At 69.4% G+C, this 13,712-nt stretch carries 15 protein-coding genes and 1 pseudogene; 7 read left to right on the plus strand and 9 right to left on the minus strand.

Annotated features, from left to right (window positions below):
* Positions 1–294: 294 nt before the first annotated feature.
* The 8 genes from CJ014_RS26700 to CJ014_RS28000 all read right to left on the minus strand — a co-directional run bounded on the left by CJ014_RS26700 (position 295) and on the right by CJ014_RS28000 (position 6,832).
* A complete protein-coding gene (locus CJ014_RS26700) occupies positions 295–1,374 on the minus strand; it encodes a siderophore-interacting protein (RefSeq protein ID WP_100083538.1) in 1,080 nt (359 codons plus the stop codon).
* A gap of 28 nt (positions 1,375–1,402) precedes the next feature.
* Positions 1,403–2,302, minus strand: coding sequence for an energy transducer TonB family protein (locus CJ014_RS26705; protein ID WP_133121955.1), 900 nt, complete (start codon positions 2,300–2,302; stop codon positions 1,403–1,405).
* Between the two features lie 33 nt (positions 2,303–2,335).
* Positions 2,336–2,773 (minus strand): TonB system transport protein ExbD, encoded by a 438-nt coding sequence (exbD, locus tag CJ014_RS26710; RefSeq protein WP_100083540.1) that lies wholly within the window; start codon positions 2,771–2,773, stop codon positions 2,336–2,338.
* A 52-nt stretch (positions 2,774–2,825) separates the two neighbouring features.
* The gene (gene exbB / locus CJ014_RS26715; protein ID WP_100083541.1) at positions 2,826–3,569 is read right to left on the minus strand and encodes a tonB-system energizer ExbB; all 744 of its coding nucleotides are present in this window, start codon (positions 3,567–3,569) and stop codon (positions 2,826–2,828) included.
* Positions 3,570–3,573: 4 nt separating this feature from the next.
* Positions 3,574–4,032, minus strand: coding sequence for a hypothetical protein (locus tag CJ014_RS26720; RefSeq protein ID WP_100083542.1), 459 nt, complete (start codon positions 4,030–4,032; stop codon positions 3,574–3,576).
* Between the two features lie 34 nt (positions 4,033–4,066).
* On the minus strand, positions 4,067–4,978 hold the full coding sequence (locus tag CJ014_RS26725) for a siderophore ABC transporter substrate-binding protein (RefSeq protein WP_100083543.1): 912 nt from the start codon (positions 4,976–4,978) through the stop codon (positions 4,067–4,069).
* A complete protein-coding gene (gene fes / locus CJ014_RS26730) occupies positions 4,975–6,594 on the minus strand; it encodes an enterochelin esterase (RefSeq protein ID WP_165791010.1) in 1,620 nt (539 codons plus the stop codon). The genes CJ014_RS26725 and fes overlap by 4 nt, the downstream gene beginning before the upstream one ends.
* Before the next feature lie 64 nt (positions 6,595–6,658).
* Positions 6,659–6,832 (minus strand): hypothetical protein, encoded by a 174-nt coding sequence (locus CJ014_RS28000; protein WP_165791011.1) that lies wholly within the window; start codon positions 6,830–6,832, stop codon positions 6,659–6,661.
* Positions 6,833–7,054: 222 nt separating this feature from the next.
* Here CJ014_RS28000 and CJ014_RS26735 point away from each other — a divergent pair, with 222 nt between their 5' ends.
* From CJ014_RS26735 to CJ014_RS26750, 4 genes are read left to right on the plus strand one after another with little or no spacing between them, the layout of a single operon-like run.
* Positions 7,055–7,942 carry a helix-turn-helix domain-containing protein gene (locus CJ014_RS26735; protein WP_100083545.1) on the plus strand — a complete coding sequence of 296 codons (888 nt, stop codon included), beginning with the start codon at positions 7,055–7,057 and terminating at the stop codon, positions 7,940–7,942.
* The gene (locus CJ014_RS26740; RefSeq protein WP_280952364.1) at positions 7,939–8,910 is read left to right on the plus strand and encodes an iron chelate uptake ABC transporter family permease subunit; all 972 of its coding nucleotides are present in this window, start codon (positions 7,939–7,941) and stop codon (positions 8,908–8,910) included. Before CJ014_RS26735 ends, CJ014_RS26740 begins: the two co-directional genes overlap by 4 nt.
* A complete protein-coding gene (locus CJ014_RS26745; RefSeq protein ID WP_100083546.1) occupies positions 8,900–9,865 on the plus strand; it encodes an iron chelate uptake ABC transporter family permease subunit in 966 nt (321 codons plus the stop codon). The genes CJ014_RS26740 and CJ014_RS26745 overlap by 11 nt, the downstream gene beginning before the upstream one ends.
* Positions 9,862–10,620, plus strand: coding sequence for an iron ABC transporter ATP-binding protein (locus tag CJ014_RS26750; protein ID WP_100083547.1), 759 nt, complete (start codon positions 9,862–9,864; stop codon positions 10,618–10,620). Before CJ014_RS26745 ends, CJ014_RS26750 begins: the two co-directional genes overlap by 4 nt.
* Before the next feature lie 251 nt (positions 10,621–10,871).
* Here the strand turns inward: CJ014_RS26750 and CJ014_RS26755 are convergent, their stop codons facing one another.
* A complete protein-coding gene (locus CJ014_RS26755) occupies positions 10,872–11,627 on the minus strand; it encodes a GntR family transcriptional regulator (RefSeq protein ID WP_100083548.1) in 756 nt (251 codons plus the stop codon).
* Between the two features lie 635 nt (positions 11,628–12,262).
* Between CJ014_RS26755 and CJ014_RS26760 the strand changes: the two genes are divergently transcribed.
* The 3 genes and pseudogenes from CJ014_RS26760 to CJ014_RS26765 form a co-directional block, all read left to right on the plus strand.
* Positions 12,263–13,222: a sugar kinase gene (locus CJ014_RS26760; RefSeq protein ID WP_100083549.1), complete on the plus strand. Its 960-nt coding sequence runs from the start codon at positions 12,263–12,265 to the stop codon at positions 13,220–13,222.
* A gap of 46 nt (positions 13,223–13,268) precedes the next feature.
* Positions 13,269–13,376 (plus strand): 2-keto-3-deoxygluconate permease, encoded by a 108-nt coding sequence (locus tag CJ014_RS28350; RefSeq protein WP_342588573.1) that lies wholly within the window; start codon positions 13,269–13,271, stop codon positions 13,374–13,376.
* A gap of 86 nt (positions 13,377–13,462) precedes the next feature.
* A pseudogene (locus CJ014_RS26765) lies at positions 13,463–13,712 on the plus strand (hypothetical protein); the annotation flags it as partial.

Here is a 13,712-nt window from a genome sequence, read left to right on the forward strand (position 1 = left end):
GTCTCGACGGGGGCGGGGCGCGGCGCTTGGCGGACTGCCACGATCATGCCATGGCTCCTTGGATCGGGGCCGGCTGGGAGGAACCGGCTTCCCATTCCCTAAGGGTCGAGGCAAATCCTGGTTTTGTCACGCACGAATTGCAGTCATTCCCGACACCACCGTGCATAATACGAAAGCATATAAGTCTATATACTTAAAATCTAATGCGAATGGCCGATCACCGCCGTCGCCCCCCGCCGCGCCAGCCCTTGGCGGGTCGGGCTCGGCCGGGGTCCGGCGATCGCTGTGCCTGCCTCAATCGTCGTGGTGGTGATCGGTGCCGGCCTGGCCCCGCCGCCAGTAGGAGGCAAGACGCAGGCGGTCGCGCGGCAGACCCCATACGTCGACGGCCCGGCGGAAAACGGCTCGCCGGGCGGCGTGCTCCATGCCGCCCCACACCACGGTGCCCGGTGGAAGGTCGCCGGCGCCGATCGACGCGGCCGCCGTCTCCAGGCGCGCGCCGTCCCGCCGGTACAGCCAGGTGACTTCGGCGGCTGCGACGCTTGGCAGCGCCTGCCGGTCGTCTTCGTCCTCGATCTCGACAAAGGCCCGGACGCGGCGGCCGGCCGGCATCTCGGCGAGCATGCGCACCACCGCCGGCAGGCCCGTCTCGTCGGCAAACAACAGGTAGTCGGTCGCCTCCGGCAGATCGCCGCCGCCGGGACCGGTCATGCCGACGACGTCGCCGGGCCGCGCCCGTTCGGCGAAGGCGGCGCCTGGCGCGTCGTGATGGCTCGCGTGCAGCAGCATGTCGATCTCCACCTCGCCGGCGGCGACGTCGAGGCGGCGCAACGTATAGACGCGGGCCGGCGGCGGATTGCCGTCCGGCCAGAAGGGACGTCCGTCGTCGCCGGTCACCGGCCAGCGCTGGCGCACGCCCTCGCCCGGCAACAGCAGGCGGACGTGCAGCCCGCCCTCGGCGAAGCGGCCGAGATCGTCGCCGCGCAGCGTCAGGCGGCGGAAGCGGCCGACCGTCGCGACGCCCGTCACCGTCATCGCGCGGAAGAACGGCAGCGGCGAGCCGGACGCGCCGGCTCCCGTCCAGTGCAGGGCGAGGCCGGCCTCCCCGAGCTCCAGCACGTGGTCGGCCATGATCATCTTGATGTAGGCGAGGCCGGTGGGATCGCCGCTTTCGGCGGCGATGCGCAGACCGCCGGCCTCGAGCGTCAGCCGCGACAGGCCGAGCTCGCTCGACAGCAGCACCTCTCCGGTCTCCGTCGTCTCGCAGCGGGCGTGGCGGCCGAGATGTTCGGCGAGCCGGCCGCGCAAGCCGACCGGATCGGAGGTCGGGACGAGGAGATTGGCGAAGAAACGGGCCGGCTCGTGCAGGGTCATCGGGGCAGGCTCCTGAAATGGAGAGGTCTCACTCTCTCTTGAATTCGATGGGAACGGTAACCTTGAACGGCGCGTCGAGGGTCGCGGGGACGGGCGGGAAGGACCCGACGCGGCGGATCAGGCGCTCGGCGGCGTTGGCGACGGCCGACCCGCCGCCGACCGACAGGCCGACGATCGAGCCGTCGCGGCCGATCGACAGCGATACCGTCGCCCGGCCGATGGCGCCGTCGGCGTCGCTCGCCCGGCGCTTGCCGACGATCGCCCGCCGGACGGAGCTGCGATAGGCGGCGAGCGCGTCGGCCATCTGCCGGCCCGCCCCGGCGCCGGCCACCTGCGCGTCGGCCGGCGGGGTCGGCCTCGCCTCGGGCTGCTTCCTGGGCGCCGGCTTCTTTCGCTCGGGCTTCACCGGCTCGGGCTTCGGCTTCACCTCGGCCGTCTCGACCATCTCCGGCGGCGGGGGCGGCGGCAGCGGCACGGCCACCTCCGACGGCGGCAGCATCTCCGGCTCGGGGAGCGGCGTCTCCACCGGCTCGGGCGGCGCCTCGGCAAGGTCTTCCACCGGTTCGGGCGGCGCGTCGGTCACCTCTTCCACCGGCTCGACCGTCTCGACCTCCTCCGGCTGGGGCGTGGTCTCGGCGAGCTCCGGCTCGGGCGGCGTCGTGGTCACCTCCTCGGGCGGCGCCTCCACCACCTCCTCGACGGCCGCCTGCTCGACGCTTTCGAGCGGCGGCAGCTCCGGCTCGGGCGGCAGGTCGATCATCACCACCGCCTCGGGGGCCGCCACCGCCGCCGCCGGACCGTTGGTCGGGATGAGCCACCACAGCGCCGCCCCGTGCAGCGCCAGGCCGAGGACGCCGGCCAGCGACCAGCGCATCAGTCCGGACCGCCTCGACAGGAGTTCGGTCGTCGATCGGGAAGGAATTGCCATCGGATCGGTTCGATCTCTTCTGCTGACCCGGGATTACCCGCCGGCCGGTGCAGGGGCGGCCGCCTGCTCGATACCCACCAGCGCCACCTTGAGGTAGCCGGCCGCCCGCAGCAGGTTCATCGCCTCGGCCAGGTCGCCATAGGCCACCGTCCTGTCGGCCCTCAGGAAGATGCGCTCGTCCTTGTCGCCGCCGGTCGCCGCGTCGAGGCGGCCGGCCAGCGCGTCGCGCTCCACCTTTTCCTCGCCGACGCTGATCGACAGATCCCCGCCCACCGTCACGAACAGCGGCTTGTCCGGCCGCGGGGCGGCGGCCGCCGTCGAGCCGGGAAGGTCGACCGGGACGTCGACGGTGGCGAGCGGCGCCGCCACCATGAAGATGATGAGAAGCACCAGCATCACGTCGATGAACGGCGTCACGTTGATCTCGTGGTTCTCGGTCAGTTCGGAACCGTCGTCGAGTCGGGCAGCCATGGCAGGCCTCCTTCGCGCACCGCACCGGGGTCGCCCGGCGGGTGCCGCGTCATCAATTGAGGGAGCCGACGTCCAGCCGGCCGGTTTCGAGATCGCGCGACAGCGTGCGGATGAGCCCTTCGGAAAGGTCGGTCATCTCGGCGCGGAAGGCGGTGGTGCGGCGGGCGAGGTGGTTGTAGACCACCACCGCCGGAATGGCGGCGACAAGGCCGGTGGCGGTGGCGAGCAGCGCCTCGGCGATGCCCGGCGCCACCACCGCAAGATTGGTCGTCTGGCTCTCGGAAATGCCGACGAAGGCGTTCATGATGCCCCAGACGGTGCCGAACAGGCCGACGAAGGGCGCCGTCGAGCCGATGGTGGCGAGAAGGCCGGTGCCGGTCATGGCCCGCCGGCCGGCCGCCGCCTCGAGGCGGGAGAGGCGCGAGCGTACCCGCTCGACCAGCCCGCCGGCAGCCGTGGAGCCGGTCCCCTCGGCGCCGGTCTGCGCAACCTCCTCGCCGATCTCGGCCAGCATGGCGGCGAGCGGCCGCGGCAGATGCGGCCGACGAACCAGGCCGGCGATGCCGGCCTCGGCGGCAACGACGGCGACACCGCGCCGGGCCGACCGGCCGAGGGCGGACAGTTCCAGCACCTTGCCGACCAGGATGACCCAGGTGATCAGCGAGGCGGCGATCAGGCCGACCATCACCGCCTTCACCACGAGATCGGCGGCCATGAACATGCCGAAAGGCGTCAGGTCATGCGGCAGGGTGACGACGGCGGCGCCGGCGGCGGCGATGCTCTCGGGATTCATCATCGCCTCACTTGTCGAAGGTGGCCGCGGCGCGCGAGCGCGGCTCCACCGCGTCGAGGCAGGTATCGGCCGCGAACCCGTCCGCCTCGCAGGACAGGACGTCGTTGATCAGCACCCGGCCGACGCTGTCGCAGGCGAGGTCCTTGAGGTCGAAGGTCTTGACCACCGTCCGCCCCGCCTTGAGGGGACCGGCGTCCACCCCCACCCGCTTCGCCACGATGCCTTCGCCGTCGAACACGACGAGATCGAGCTTCAGGGCCGAGAAGGACGCGCCGGTGGCGTTCTTCTCGACCAGGGTCACCCGGCAGCCGCCGTCGATCCCGTCCAGCCGGTTCAGCTCGAGGGAGAAGGAGCCGGCGGGAGAAGGCTGGGGCGCCGAAGAAGACTGGGCGAGGGAGGGCGAGGCCGAAAGCAGCAGGGCGGCCGGGACGGCATGGAGGAGCGGGGTAAGGCGTTGCAGGTTCATGGGCGGCAGTCCGGGAGGAGAGGAAGAAGGGAAATCACGGCCGCTCGAAAGCGGCGACGAAGCTGTCGGCGATCGCCTGTTCGGCCCTGAGGCCGGAACTGGTGAGATACATGCCGACCGGATCGAGGTAGATGATGTGACCGGCCGTGGCGGCGCGGGTGCGGTTGACCAGCTCGTTGTCGAGCAGGGCGCGGGCCGGCGTCTCGGCCTTGCCGATGGCGGCGTCGCGGTCGATGACGATCAGCCAGTCCGGGTTGACCTTGAGGATGTATTCCCAGGAGATGACCTGGCCGTGGGTGGTCGCCTCGATGGTCGGGTCGGCGGCGGCGAGCCCATAGAGGTCGTGGACCTCGGAGAAGCGCGAGCCGGGACCGTAGGCGCTGATCTTGCCGCCGGTGGTCAGCACCACCAGGCCCGTGCCCTTGTCGGCGGTCATTTCCCGAAGGCGGGCCGTGGTGGCGTCGAGCTTTTGAAGCCGCCCGGCCACTTCGGCCTCCTTGCCGAACAGCGTGCCGATCGCCTCGGCATTGCGCTTCACCGAGCCGCGGAAATCGTTGTTGTCGGGCGTGAGATCGAGCACCGGGGCGATGTCCGACAGCGCCGCGAAGTGCTTCTGGCTGCGGCCGCCGACGACGATGAGGTCGGGCTCGAGCGCCGCCACCGCCTCGAAATCCGGCTCGAACAGCGAGCCGACCTTGGCATAGGCGGCATCACGGTATTTCGCGAGGTCGCCGGCCATCGCCCAATCGGGCACGCCCTTCACCTCGACGCCCAGCGCGTCGAGCGTATCGAGGGCGGCGAGATCGAACACCACGACGGTCTTCGGCCGATCGGGGAGGTCGCGCGTGCCCTGGGCATCGGTGACGGTGGCGGCGCCGGCGACGCCGATGCCGGCGAACAGGAGGACCGGCGCCAGCATGGCGCCGAGGCGGCGAAATCCGGTCATGGCTTTTCCTTCACATCGGACATCGGGATCGGGCCGCGCCCGAACAGCGCCAGCAGCCCGTCGGCGAGCGCCCCCCGCCAGACGAAATAGTCGTGGCCGCCGGCGTATTCGCGGGCGGCGACCTCGTAGCCGCGCGCCAGCAGCACGTCGCGCAGGTGCCGGTTGGTCTCGAGGATGCCGTCGGCGCCGCCGTGCTCGCGCTCGAACAGGCCGGCGGCCAGAAACACCCGGACGGGGCGCCGCTCCGTGGTGGCGACGCGGTTGGCGATGGTGGCCGACGTGCCGGGCGGGCTCCACCAGTAGGAGCCCGACAGCGACAGCGCATTGCCGAAGGCGTCGGGGCGGCGAAGCGCCACCGTCAGCGACGCGAGACCGCCATAGGACGATCCCGCCAGCACGGTGCGGGCCGGCGGCGGCGAAAAGCCGGTCCGCTCGCGCACTTCCGGCATCAGGTGGTCGGCCAGGACATCGGCGAAGTCGGCGCTGTCGGGCAATTCGCGCGACCGCGTCGCCAGGTCCGGGTTGTCGACGAAGACGGCAAGCGTCGGCGGCAGACGGCCATCGGCAACGAGGGCGTCGAGGATGGCCGGCGTCGGCACCTCGCGCTGATAATTGCGGCCGTCGAAAACGACGAGCAGCACGGCGTCGGGATCGGCGGAATCGAAGCCCTTCGGCCTGTAGATCGCGATGTCGCGCGTGTTGCCGAGACGGTCCGAGGCAAGGCGGAAGCGGATGAATTCCCCCGCCGGCGCCGCCGTGTTCTCCATGCCCGGCTGAACCGGCGCCGCCGCGAGCGTGACCGTCGACTTGGAATTGAACCGGTCCGGCGCGTCGGCCGGCCAGGGCGCCTTGTTGAGCGGATCGGCGGCGGCGGTGGCGAGCAGCGCGACGCGCCGCTCGCGCGCCGTCCCCGGCAGCTCCGGCACGTCGGGGGCGAGCTGGTAGGAAAAACGCGTCTCGGGCGGCACGCGGAAACTCTTGAACCAGATGTCGGAGCCGTCGAGCCGGTCGAGCCACTCGTGGTCGCCGGACGGCGCGCCGACGAGGCGGACGTTCCGCGCGGCGCCGCGATAGACGAAGGTGAGCAGCGTCTCGCCGTCCTCGGTCCGCTCGACGAGCGGCGTACCGGCCTCCCGGGCCTGGCGCCAGAAGGCGTCGGTGGTGCCGCCGGTGGCGAGCGCCGCGGCGACGGCGGCGATCGCCGGACTGTCGTGGCCGGCGGCCGGCGGCTTCTGGTCGGCGAGCGACAGGCGCGCGGTGAGCGTCAGCCGGCCGGCGCCGCCGTCCGGGCCGGCCATCAGGCGCAGGGCCGACGGCGTGCCGCCGGCGACGAACTGGAACTCGCCGGAAAGGCCGACGTCGTCGAGCAGGCGCCGCCAGGCAACACCGTCATTGTCGACGATTTCGATATCGAAGCTGCCGGCCGTCACATCGAGCCGGCCGCGCAGATAGTCGCCGGGCGCCGCGTCGAGCGGCAGCGTGACGGTTTCGCCCGGCGCCACCGCCGCGATGGCCAAGGGCCGGTTCGGCACAAGGCGCATGTCCTCGCCGGCGGAGGCGCCGCCGGAAAGCAGAACGAAAGCCAGGGTATGCAACGCCTTCAATGCTCTGCGCATCCGCCTCACCACTGGTATTTCGGCGTGGCGGTGACGGTTCGGCCGGCACCAACGAAATAGGCATTCACCGGATCGGCCCCTCAACAACCATCGCATCGAGGCCCGCGACGCCATCCGCCGGCAGGGTCCGCGCGCCGGCGACCGCAGCCGAACGGACCTCCTCCGTCAGGGCCATGCACACCGGCATACCCAGCGATTGCCCGTTCCGGTGCAAGCGACGTTCGGCAGGAAGTCCCATTTTATCAGCTACTTATCCTTGCTCGCCTTGATAATTGCGATTGAAAATCAATCGCATAAGTGATTTCCCTTAAACTTGACTAATCGTATCATGTATATAAACAGGGTGGCCGGACGCTGTCGATGACCAGGGCTTCAGCGAAAACGGCGGTTTCTTTTTCGTAAACAGCCGAAGCCGCCCTGAAGGTTGTGAGGCGGCTTCCCGGGTGGCATTGGGTGCGTCATGGAACTGTCGACGGCGGTATCGGAACACGACGGCATCTCGCTTGCCTGCCGGCTCACGCCGGTGGTCGCCGGGCCGCGGCCGGTGCGCGAGATCCAGCCGGGCTTCCGCCTGTTCGTCTACCTCCGCGGCTGGCAACGCTTCGAGATCGACGGCCAGCGGTTCGACGTCTCCGCCGAGGGCGGCCCGGTGGCCCTGGCGCTGTCGCTCACCCGTCCGGCGCAACTGGTGCAGGTCGCCTGGTCGGAAGACCGGATGGGCAAGCTGACGATCACCGCGCCGCGCGACTGGGCCTCGGCGCTCGACCTCAAGGGCGCCGGCCACGGCGACGCGCTCGCCACCTTCCTCACCGGCCACGGCAACAGCCACCTCTGGCGCCTCGACGACGACAGCATCCGCCTCGCCCAGCTCGCCGCCGAGCCGCCGGCCTGGGTGCCGCGCGAGGCGCTGCCGCTCTACCGGCGCGCCCGCGCCTTCGACCTGATCTGCCTGACGCTCAGCACCCTGGCCCTGCGGCGCGACAAGAACACGCTGCCCCGCCCAGCCCAGTCGCTGCTCGGCGAGCGCATCCGCATCTTTCTGCTCGATCACCTCAACGAGCCGCTGACCATCGACGCGGTCGCCCAGGCCGTCGGCGCGTCGGTCAGCGTCGTGCAGCGCTGCTTCAAGGAACTCTACGGCATGACGGTGTTCGATTTCGTGCGCCGCCGCCGTCTCGACGCCGCCCGCGACGCCCTCGACAACCGGGGGGTCAGCATCGCCTGCGCCGCCTTCATCGCCGGCTATTCGGCGCCGTCGAGCTTCGCCACCGCCTTCAAGAAGGCCTATGGCGTACCGCCCAAGCTGCGGCGGCGGCAGGCGATGCCATTCCTCGAGGCGGCCGAGTGAACGCTTTCTCCCGTCCGCTGCTGCTCTCCGCCATCGTCGTCGCGACCGCCGTCCTCGTCGTGGCGAGCCTCGTCACCGGCGGCGGCTACGGCTGGTCGGACGTGCTGACCATGGAAGGCGACGGCGCGCTGGTGCTCGCGGCGAGCCGGGTGCCGCGCACGCTCGCCCTGCTGCTGTCGGGCGCCGGCCTCGCCGTCTCCGGCATCCTGATGCAGATGATCGCCCGCAACCGCTTCGTCGAGCCGTCGACGGCCGGCACGGTGGAAGCGGCCAGCCTCGGCATCCTGCTCACCCTGCTGCTGATGCCCGGCGCCCCGGTGATCGCGCGCATGCTGGTGGCCGCCCTGGTGGCGCTCGCCGGCTCGGGGCTGTTCCTGATGCTGCTCGGCCGGCTGCCGCTCGGCTCGGCGCTGATGGTGCCGCTGGTCGGCATCATGCTCGGCGGCATCTTCGAGGCGGTGACCAGCTTCCTCGCCTATCGCTTCGACCTGCTGCAGTCGCTCGGCGCCTTCGGCAGCGGCGACTTTTCCATCGTGCTGCGCGGCCGCTACGAATTCCTCTGGATCATCGCCGGCCTGGTGGCCGCCGCCTATGCGACGGCCGCCCGCTTCACCATCCTCGGCATGGGCGAGGCGGTGGCGATCGGCGTGGGCCTCAACTATCGGCGCCTCATCATCTTCGGTCTGATCATCGTCTCGGTGGTCACCGCCGCCGTGGTGGTGACGGTCGGCGCCGTCCCGTTCGTCGGCCTGATCGTCCCCAACGTCGTCAGCCTGCTGCTCGGCGACGATCTGAGACGCAGCCTGCCCGTCGTGGCGGCCGGCGGCGCGCTTCTGGTGCTCGCCTCGGACATCGCCGGGCGGCTCGTCATCGCACCCTACGAGATTCCGGTCGGCACCATCATGGGCGTCGTCGGCAGCCTCGGCTTTTTGATGCTCATCTTCGGGCGGCGCAGCCATGCCGCCTGATCGCGCCCACGCCGTCCGCCGCGTGACGCTGGTCGTCGCGCTTCTCGCCGCGCTGTCGGCGCTCGCCTTCATGACGGTCGGGGTGCGCGGCTCCTGGAGCTTCGTGCTCGCCCATCGCGGCGTCCGCCTCGCCGCCCTCGTCACCGTGGCCTATGCCATCGCGCTGTCGACGGTGCTGTTCCAGACGCTGACCGGCAACCGCATCCTGACGCCGGCGGTGATGGGCTTCGACGCGCTGTTCCTGCTGCTGCAGACCGCGCTGGTGGTGGTCCTCGGCGGCGCCGGCGCCGGCGCGCTCGATCCGCGGCTGCTGTTTTCCGTCGAATGCCTCATCATGGTCGGTCTCTCCGGCCTGCTGTTCCGCCTGCTGTTCCGCGGCGAGGGCCGCAACCTGCCGCTGGTGGTGCTGGCCGGCCTGCTGTTCGGCGCCCTGTTCCGCAGCCTCGCGAGCTTCCTGCAGCGCGTCATGGATCCCAACGACTTCCTGGTGCTGCAGGGACGCACCTTCGCCTCGTTCAACGTGGTCGACCCGGCGCTGATCGGCGTCGCCGCCTTTCTGGCGCTGACGGCGACGGCGGTGTTGCTGCCCCGTCTTTCCGAGCTCGACGTGCTCGTTCTCGGCCGGGAGAAGGCGACCGGCCTCGGCATCGACACGGCGCGGCTGTCGGCGATCGTCTTCGCGCTGGTCGCCGTGCTGGTATCGGCGTCGACGGCGCTGGTCGGGCCGACCACCTTCTTCGGCCTGCTGGTCGCCAACCTCGCCTATCTCATGGTGCCGTCGGCCCGCCATGCCGACGTGCTGCCCGTCGCCGTCGGCCTCGCCGTCATCACGCTGGTCGGCGGCCAGATGCTGCTCGAACGGCTGCTCGGCTTCGGCACCGCGCTGTCGATCGTCATCGACTTCGTCGGCGGCGTCGTGTTCCTCCTCATCCTGTTCAGGGCCGGCCGGCGATGATCGACATCGACAAGATCACCAAGCGCTATGGCGATACCACCGTCGTCGACGACGTCAGCCTGACGATCCCGCGCGGCGGCGTGGTGGGCATCGTCGGCCCCAACGGTGCCGGCAAGTCGACGCTCTTGTCCATGGTAAGCCGGCTTATAAAAGCCAATTCCGGGACTGTGCGTGTCGACGGCCTCGACGTGACGGCGGCGCCGGGCCGCGAGCTGGCCCGCCGGCTGTCGGTGATGCGCCAGGAGAATTACGTCGCCGCCCGCCTGACGGTGCGCGACCTCGTCGCCTTCGGCCGCTTTCCGCACAATCGCGGCCGCCCGACCCGCGAGGATACGGAGCGGGTGGCGACGGCGATCGCCTTCGTCGGGCTGGACGGCATGGCGGACCGCTTTCTCGATCAGCTTTCCGGCGGCCAGCGGCAGCGGGCCTTCGTCGCCATGACGCTCGCCCAGGACGCCGACTACGCGCTGTTCGACGAGCCGCTCAACAATCTCGACATCCATCACGCGGTGTCGATGATGCGGCTCTTTCGCCGCATGGGCGACCAGCCGGGCAAGACGGTGGTGATCGTGCTGCACGACCTCAACATCGCCGCCACCTACGCCGACCGGATCATCGTCATGCAGGACGGCCGGGTGGTCGGCGACGGCGCGCCGTCCGAGGTCATCAACCGGCGGCTTCTGGCGGAGGTGTTCCGGGTCGAAGGCGACATCGTCGAGGTGGACGGCCGGCGCCTGGTGAGCGTGGCGCCGTAAGCGAGAAAGGTACCCGGGGTACGCCTCCCATGGATTGTCATCCTCGCGAAGGCGAGGACCTCGGGACGAGAAGGTGAGGAGGGGCGTATCAGGCGCCCCAGCGTTGCTGGAGCGCCATATCGGCGTCGAGCTTTGTTCTGCCCGAGGTCCTCGCCTGCGCGAGGATGACAGATTTATATATGCGGAACAAAGGGATAGTTGTGCACACCGGTACCTGGGGCAAACTCCCGGGCACGCGAGGAAGCCGGCCGTCAGGCCATCTCGCCGGCCCAGCGATCGTAGACGGCGCCGACGTCGCCGGAGAAATAATCCGGGTTGAGGTCGCGGATCGGCGCCAGGCTGACCCTCAGACCATCGAGGTGACGGTCCATGGCCGCCGCCGCCGTCTCGGCGTCGCGGCCGGCAATGGCGTCGATGATCGCCTCGTGTTCAGCGAGCGCCCGCTCCATGCGGTGCGGCTGCGGCAAGGTCAGGCGGCGATAGCGATCGAGCTGCACCTTGATCTGGACGATCATCGACCACAGTCCCGGCAACCGGCCGGCCTCGGCGATGGCCCGGTGCATCACCTCATCGGTGGCGTGGAAGCCGTCGATGTCGCCGGTGGCCAGCGTCTCGCGCTGGCGCTCGATGATCGCCCTGAGGCCGGCGATATCGGATCCCCTGGCGCTTTCGGCCGCCGCCCGCACGGTGACCGCCTCCAGCGCGGCGCGGGCGACGATGATCTCGGGCAGGATTTCGGCGGGAATGCGGGCCACCATGGTGCCCGACTTGGGGACGATCTCGATCAGCTTCTCGTCGGCGAGGCGGAGCAGCGCCTCGCGGACCGGCGTCCGGCTGACGCGCGCCTCGAGGGCGATCTCCTTCTCGAAGATGACGTCGCCCGGCCGGCGCCGCATGGAAACGATGTCGTCGCGCAGCCGGCGATGAACGAGCTGGGCCGCGGTTTCGCCGGCCGGCAGGCCGCCGGCGGCAGATCGTCCGGTATCGCTCATCGTCCATGCCGTCATCGCGTCTGCTCCCGTGGGCCACTTCCGGCCCCAATAAGGTTCGGCAAGGCAGACGGCGCGGATCGCTCTGCCGGGCGATGACGATCCGCCAATGCGACCGCCATCAAACCTGGGTTTTGTGTATCAGATATATGAAAAAGATTAGAGCGGGTTAGTACCAAGCCCTCTTTCCCACCGATCGGGGCAGATACGTATGCCGTCCGGGATCGCGCCGGCGGACACCGGGCCAGCAAAACCGGCTGGCCGGAAAGTGCAACATGACGGTCAGATGGCCATGCGCTCGGCGTGGTGCAGTTTTTCCAACTTGCCCACACGTGAACCAGCTCACAAGCCTGCCTTTCTATACAAATATACATTATATATCTTATATATAAGGATTTATATATTCCGACATCGGCTCGCATGCTGCAATATTTACTTTCCGTCTCCAGGTTTAAACTCTAATTCATTGGGGAATTATATTCAATATGAACTTTGATATGATTTGATTTTGCTATATTCTAGCATGGATTAATGCGTATTGATTTAAAGGAATAACGCTCAGATGTTTCCGCCAACGAGATGCGGCCGCCGAGGCGCCGGGAGGATGACACCCAGCCCACAACGGACCGGCAGAACGACAATCGGAGGATGAGGTGACCCAGGATATCCGCGTGGCGGCCATCGGCGAGTGCATGGTCGAGCTGCAGGAGCGGCCCGACGGCGGCATCACCCAGTCCTTCGGCGGCGACACCTTCAACACGGCGGCCTACATGGCGCGGCTCGGCGCAGGACTGGGGTCCTTCGTCGACTACGTGAGCGCCATCGGCGACGATCCGTTCAGCGACGACATGGCGGCCTTCTGGCGCGCCCAGGGCGTCGGCGACCGCCTGGTGCTGCGCCGCCCGGGACGCCGCCCCGGCCTCTATTTCATCAAGACCGACGCCGCCGGCGAGCGCCGCTTCTATTACTGGCGCGGCGAGGCCGCCGTCCGCGAAGCGTTCGAGACCGACGGCTCCGAGGCGATCCTCGCTGCGCTCGCCGGCTACAGCAACGTCTATCTCTCGGGCATCAGCCTGGCGGTGCTCAGGCCGCAAAGCCGCGCCCGGCTGATCGCCCGCCTCGGGGAGCTGGCCCGCGACGGCGTCGCCATCGACTTCGACTGCAACTACCGGCCGCTCCTGTGGGAAAACGCCGCGACGACGCGCGCCGTCTACGAAGAGGTCATCGCCGTCGCGAGCCGCGTCATGGTCACGGTGGAGGAACTCGAGGTGCTCGGCATCGCGCCGGCATCGGAGGCCGGCGCCGCCCATTTTACGGCGCTGCCGCGCCTCGAGGTGGTGATCAAGGACGGCGCCAGGCCGTGCACGCTGATCCACGGCGGCAGGGTCGAGACCGTTCCGGCCATCGCCGTCGACAAGGTGGTCGACACCACGGCCGCCGGCGACAGCTTCTCGGCCGCCTACCTCATCGGCCGCAGCCTCGGCCTCGCCCCGGCGGAAGCCGCGCGCCGCGCCCATGTGGTGGCCGGCGCCGTCGTGCAGCACCGCGGCGCCATCATTCCGAAGGACGCCACGCCCGACGTCTTCGCTTCCGAGATCGCCCGGCGCCGGTAACCCGCAGCCGCCGGCGCGAACATTCACGCTGGAGAGGACTGGACCGATGAACATCAAGGAGACGATCGACAATATTGCCGGCGGCCTGATGCCGGCGCCGCTGATCCTCGGCGCGCTCTGCAAGACCTTCTATCCGAAAGAAGGCGACAGGTAACGCCGCCGGCGCGCCGGCCAGGGTGCGCAAGGTCGTGGTCAAGATCCTCGCCTGATTCCCCCAACCCGTCATTATCGGAGGCAACAATGGATATTCGCTATTCGGCCAACCAGAAGGACTTCAAGCGCTACACCACCGAGGAGACGCGCGCCGAGTTCCTGATCGACAACCTCTATGTCGACGACCAGGTGGTCGCCGTCTATTCCCATGTCGACCGCATGGTGACGCTCGGCTGCAAGCCGGTCAGCGAGGCGGTGCCGCTCGACAAGGGCATCGACTGCATGAAGAACTTCGGCACCGCCTACATCCTGGAGCGCCGCGAGATCGGCATCTTCA

Origin of the sequence: Pleomorphomonas carboxyditropha (assembly GCF_002770725.1) — a bacterium.
Taxonomy (GTDB): domain Bacteria; phylum Pseudomonadota; class Alphaproteobacteria; order Rhizobiales; family Pleomorphomonadaceae; genus Pleomorphomonas; species Pleomorphomonas carboxyditropha.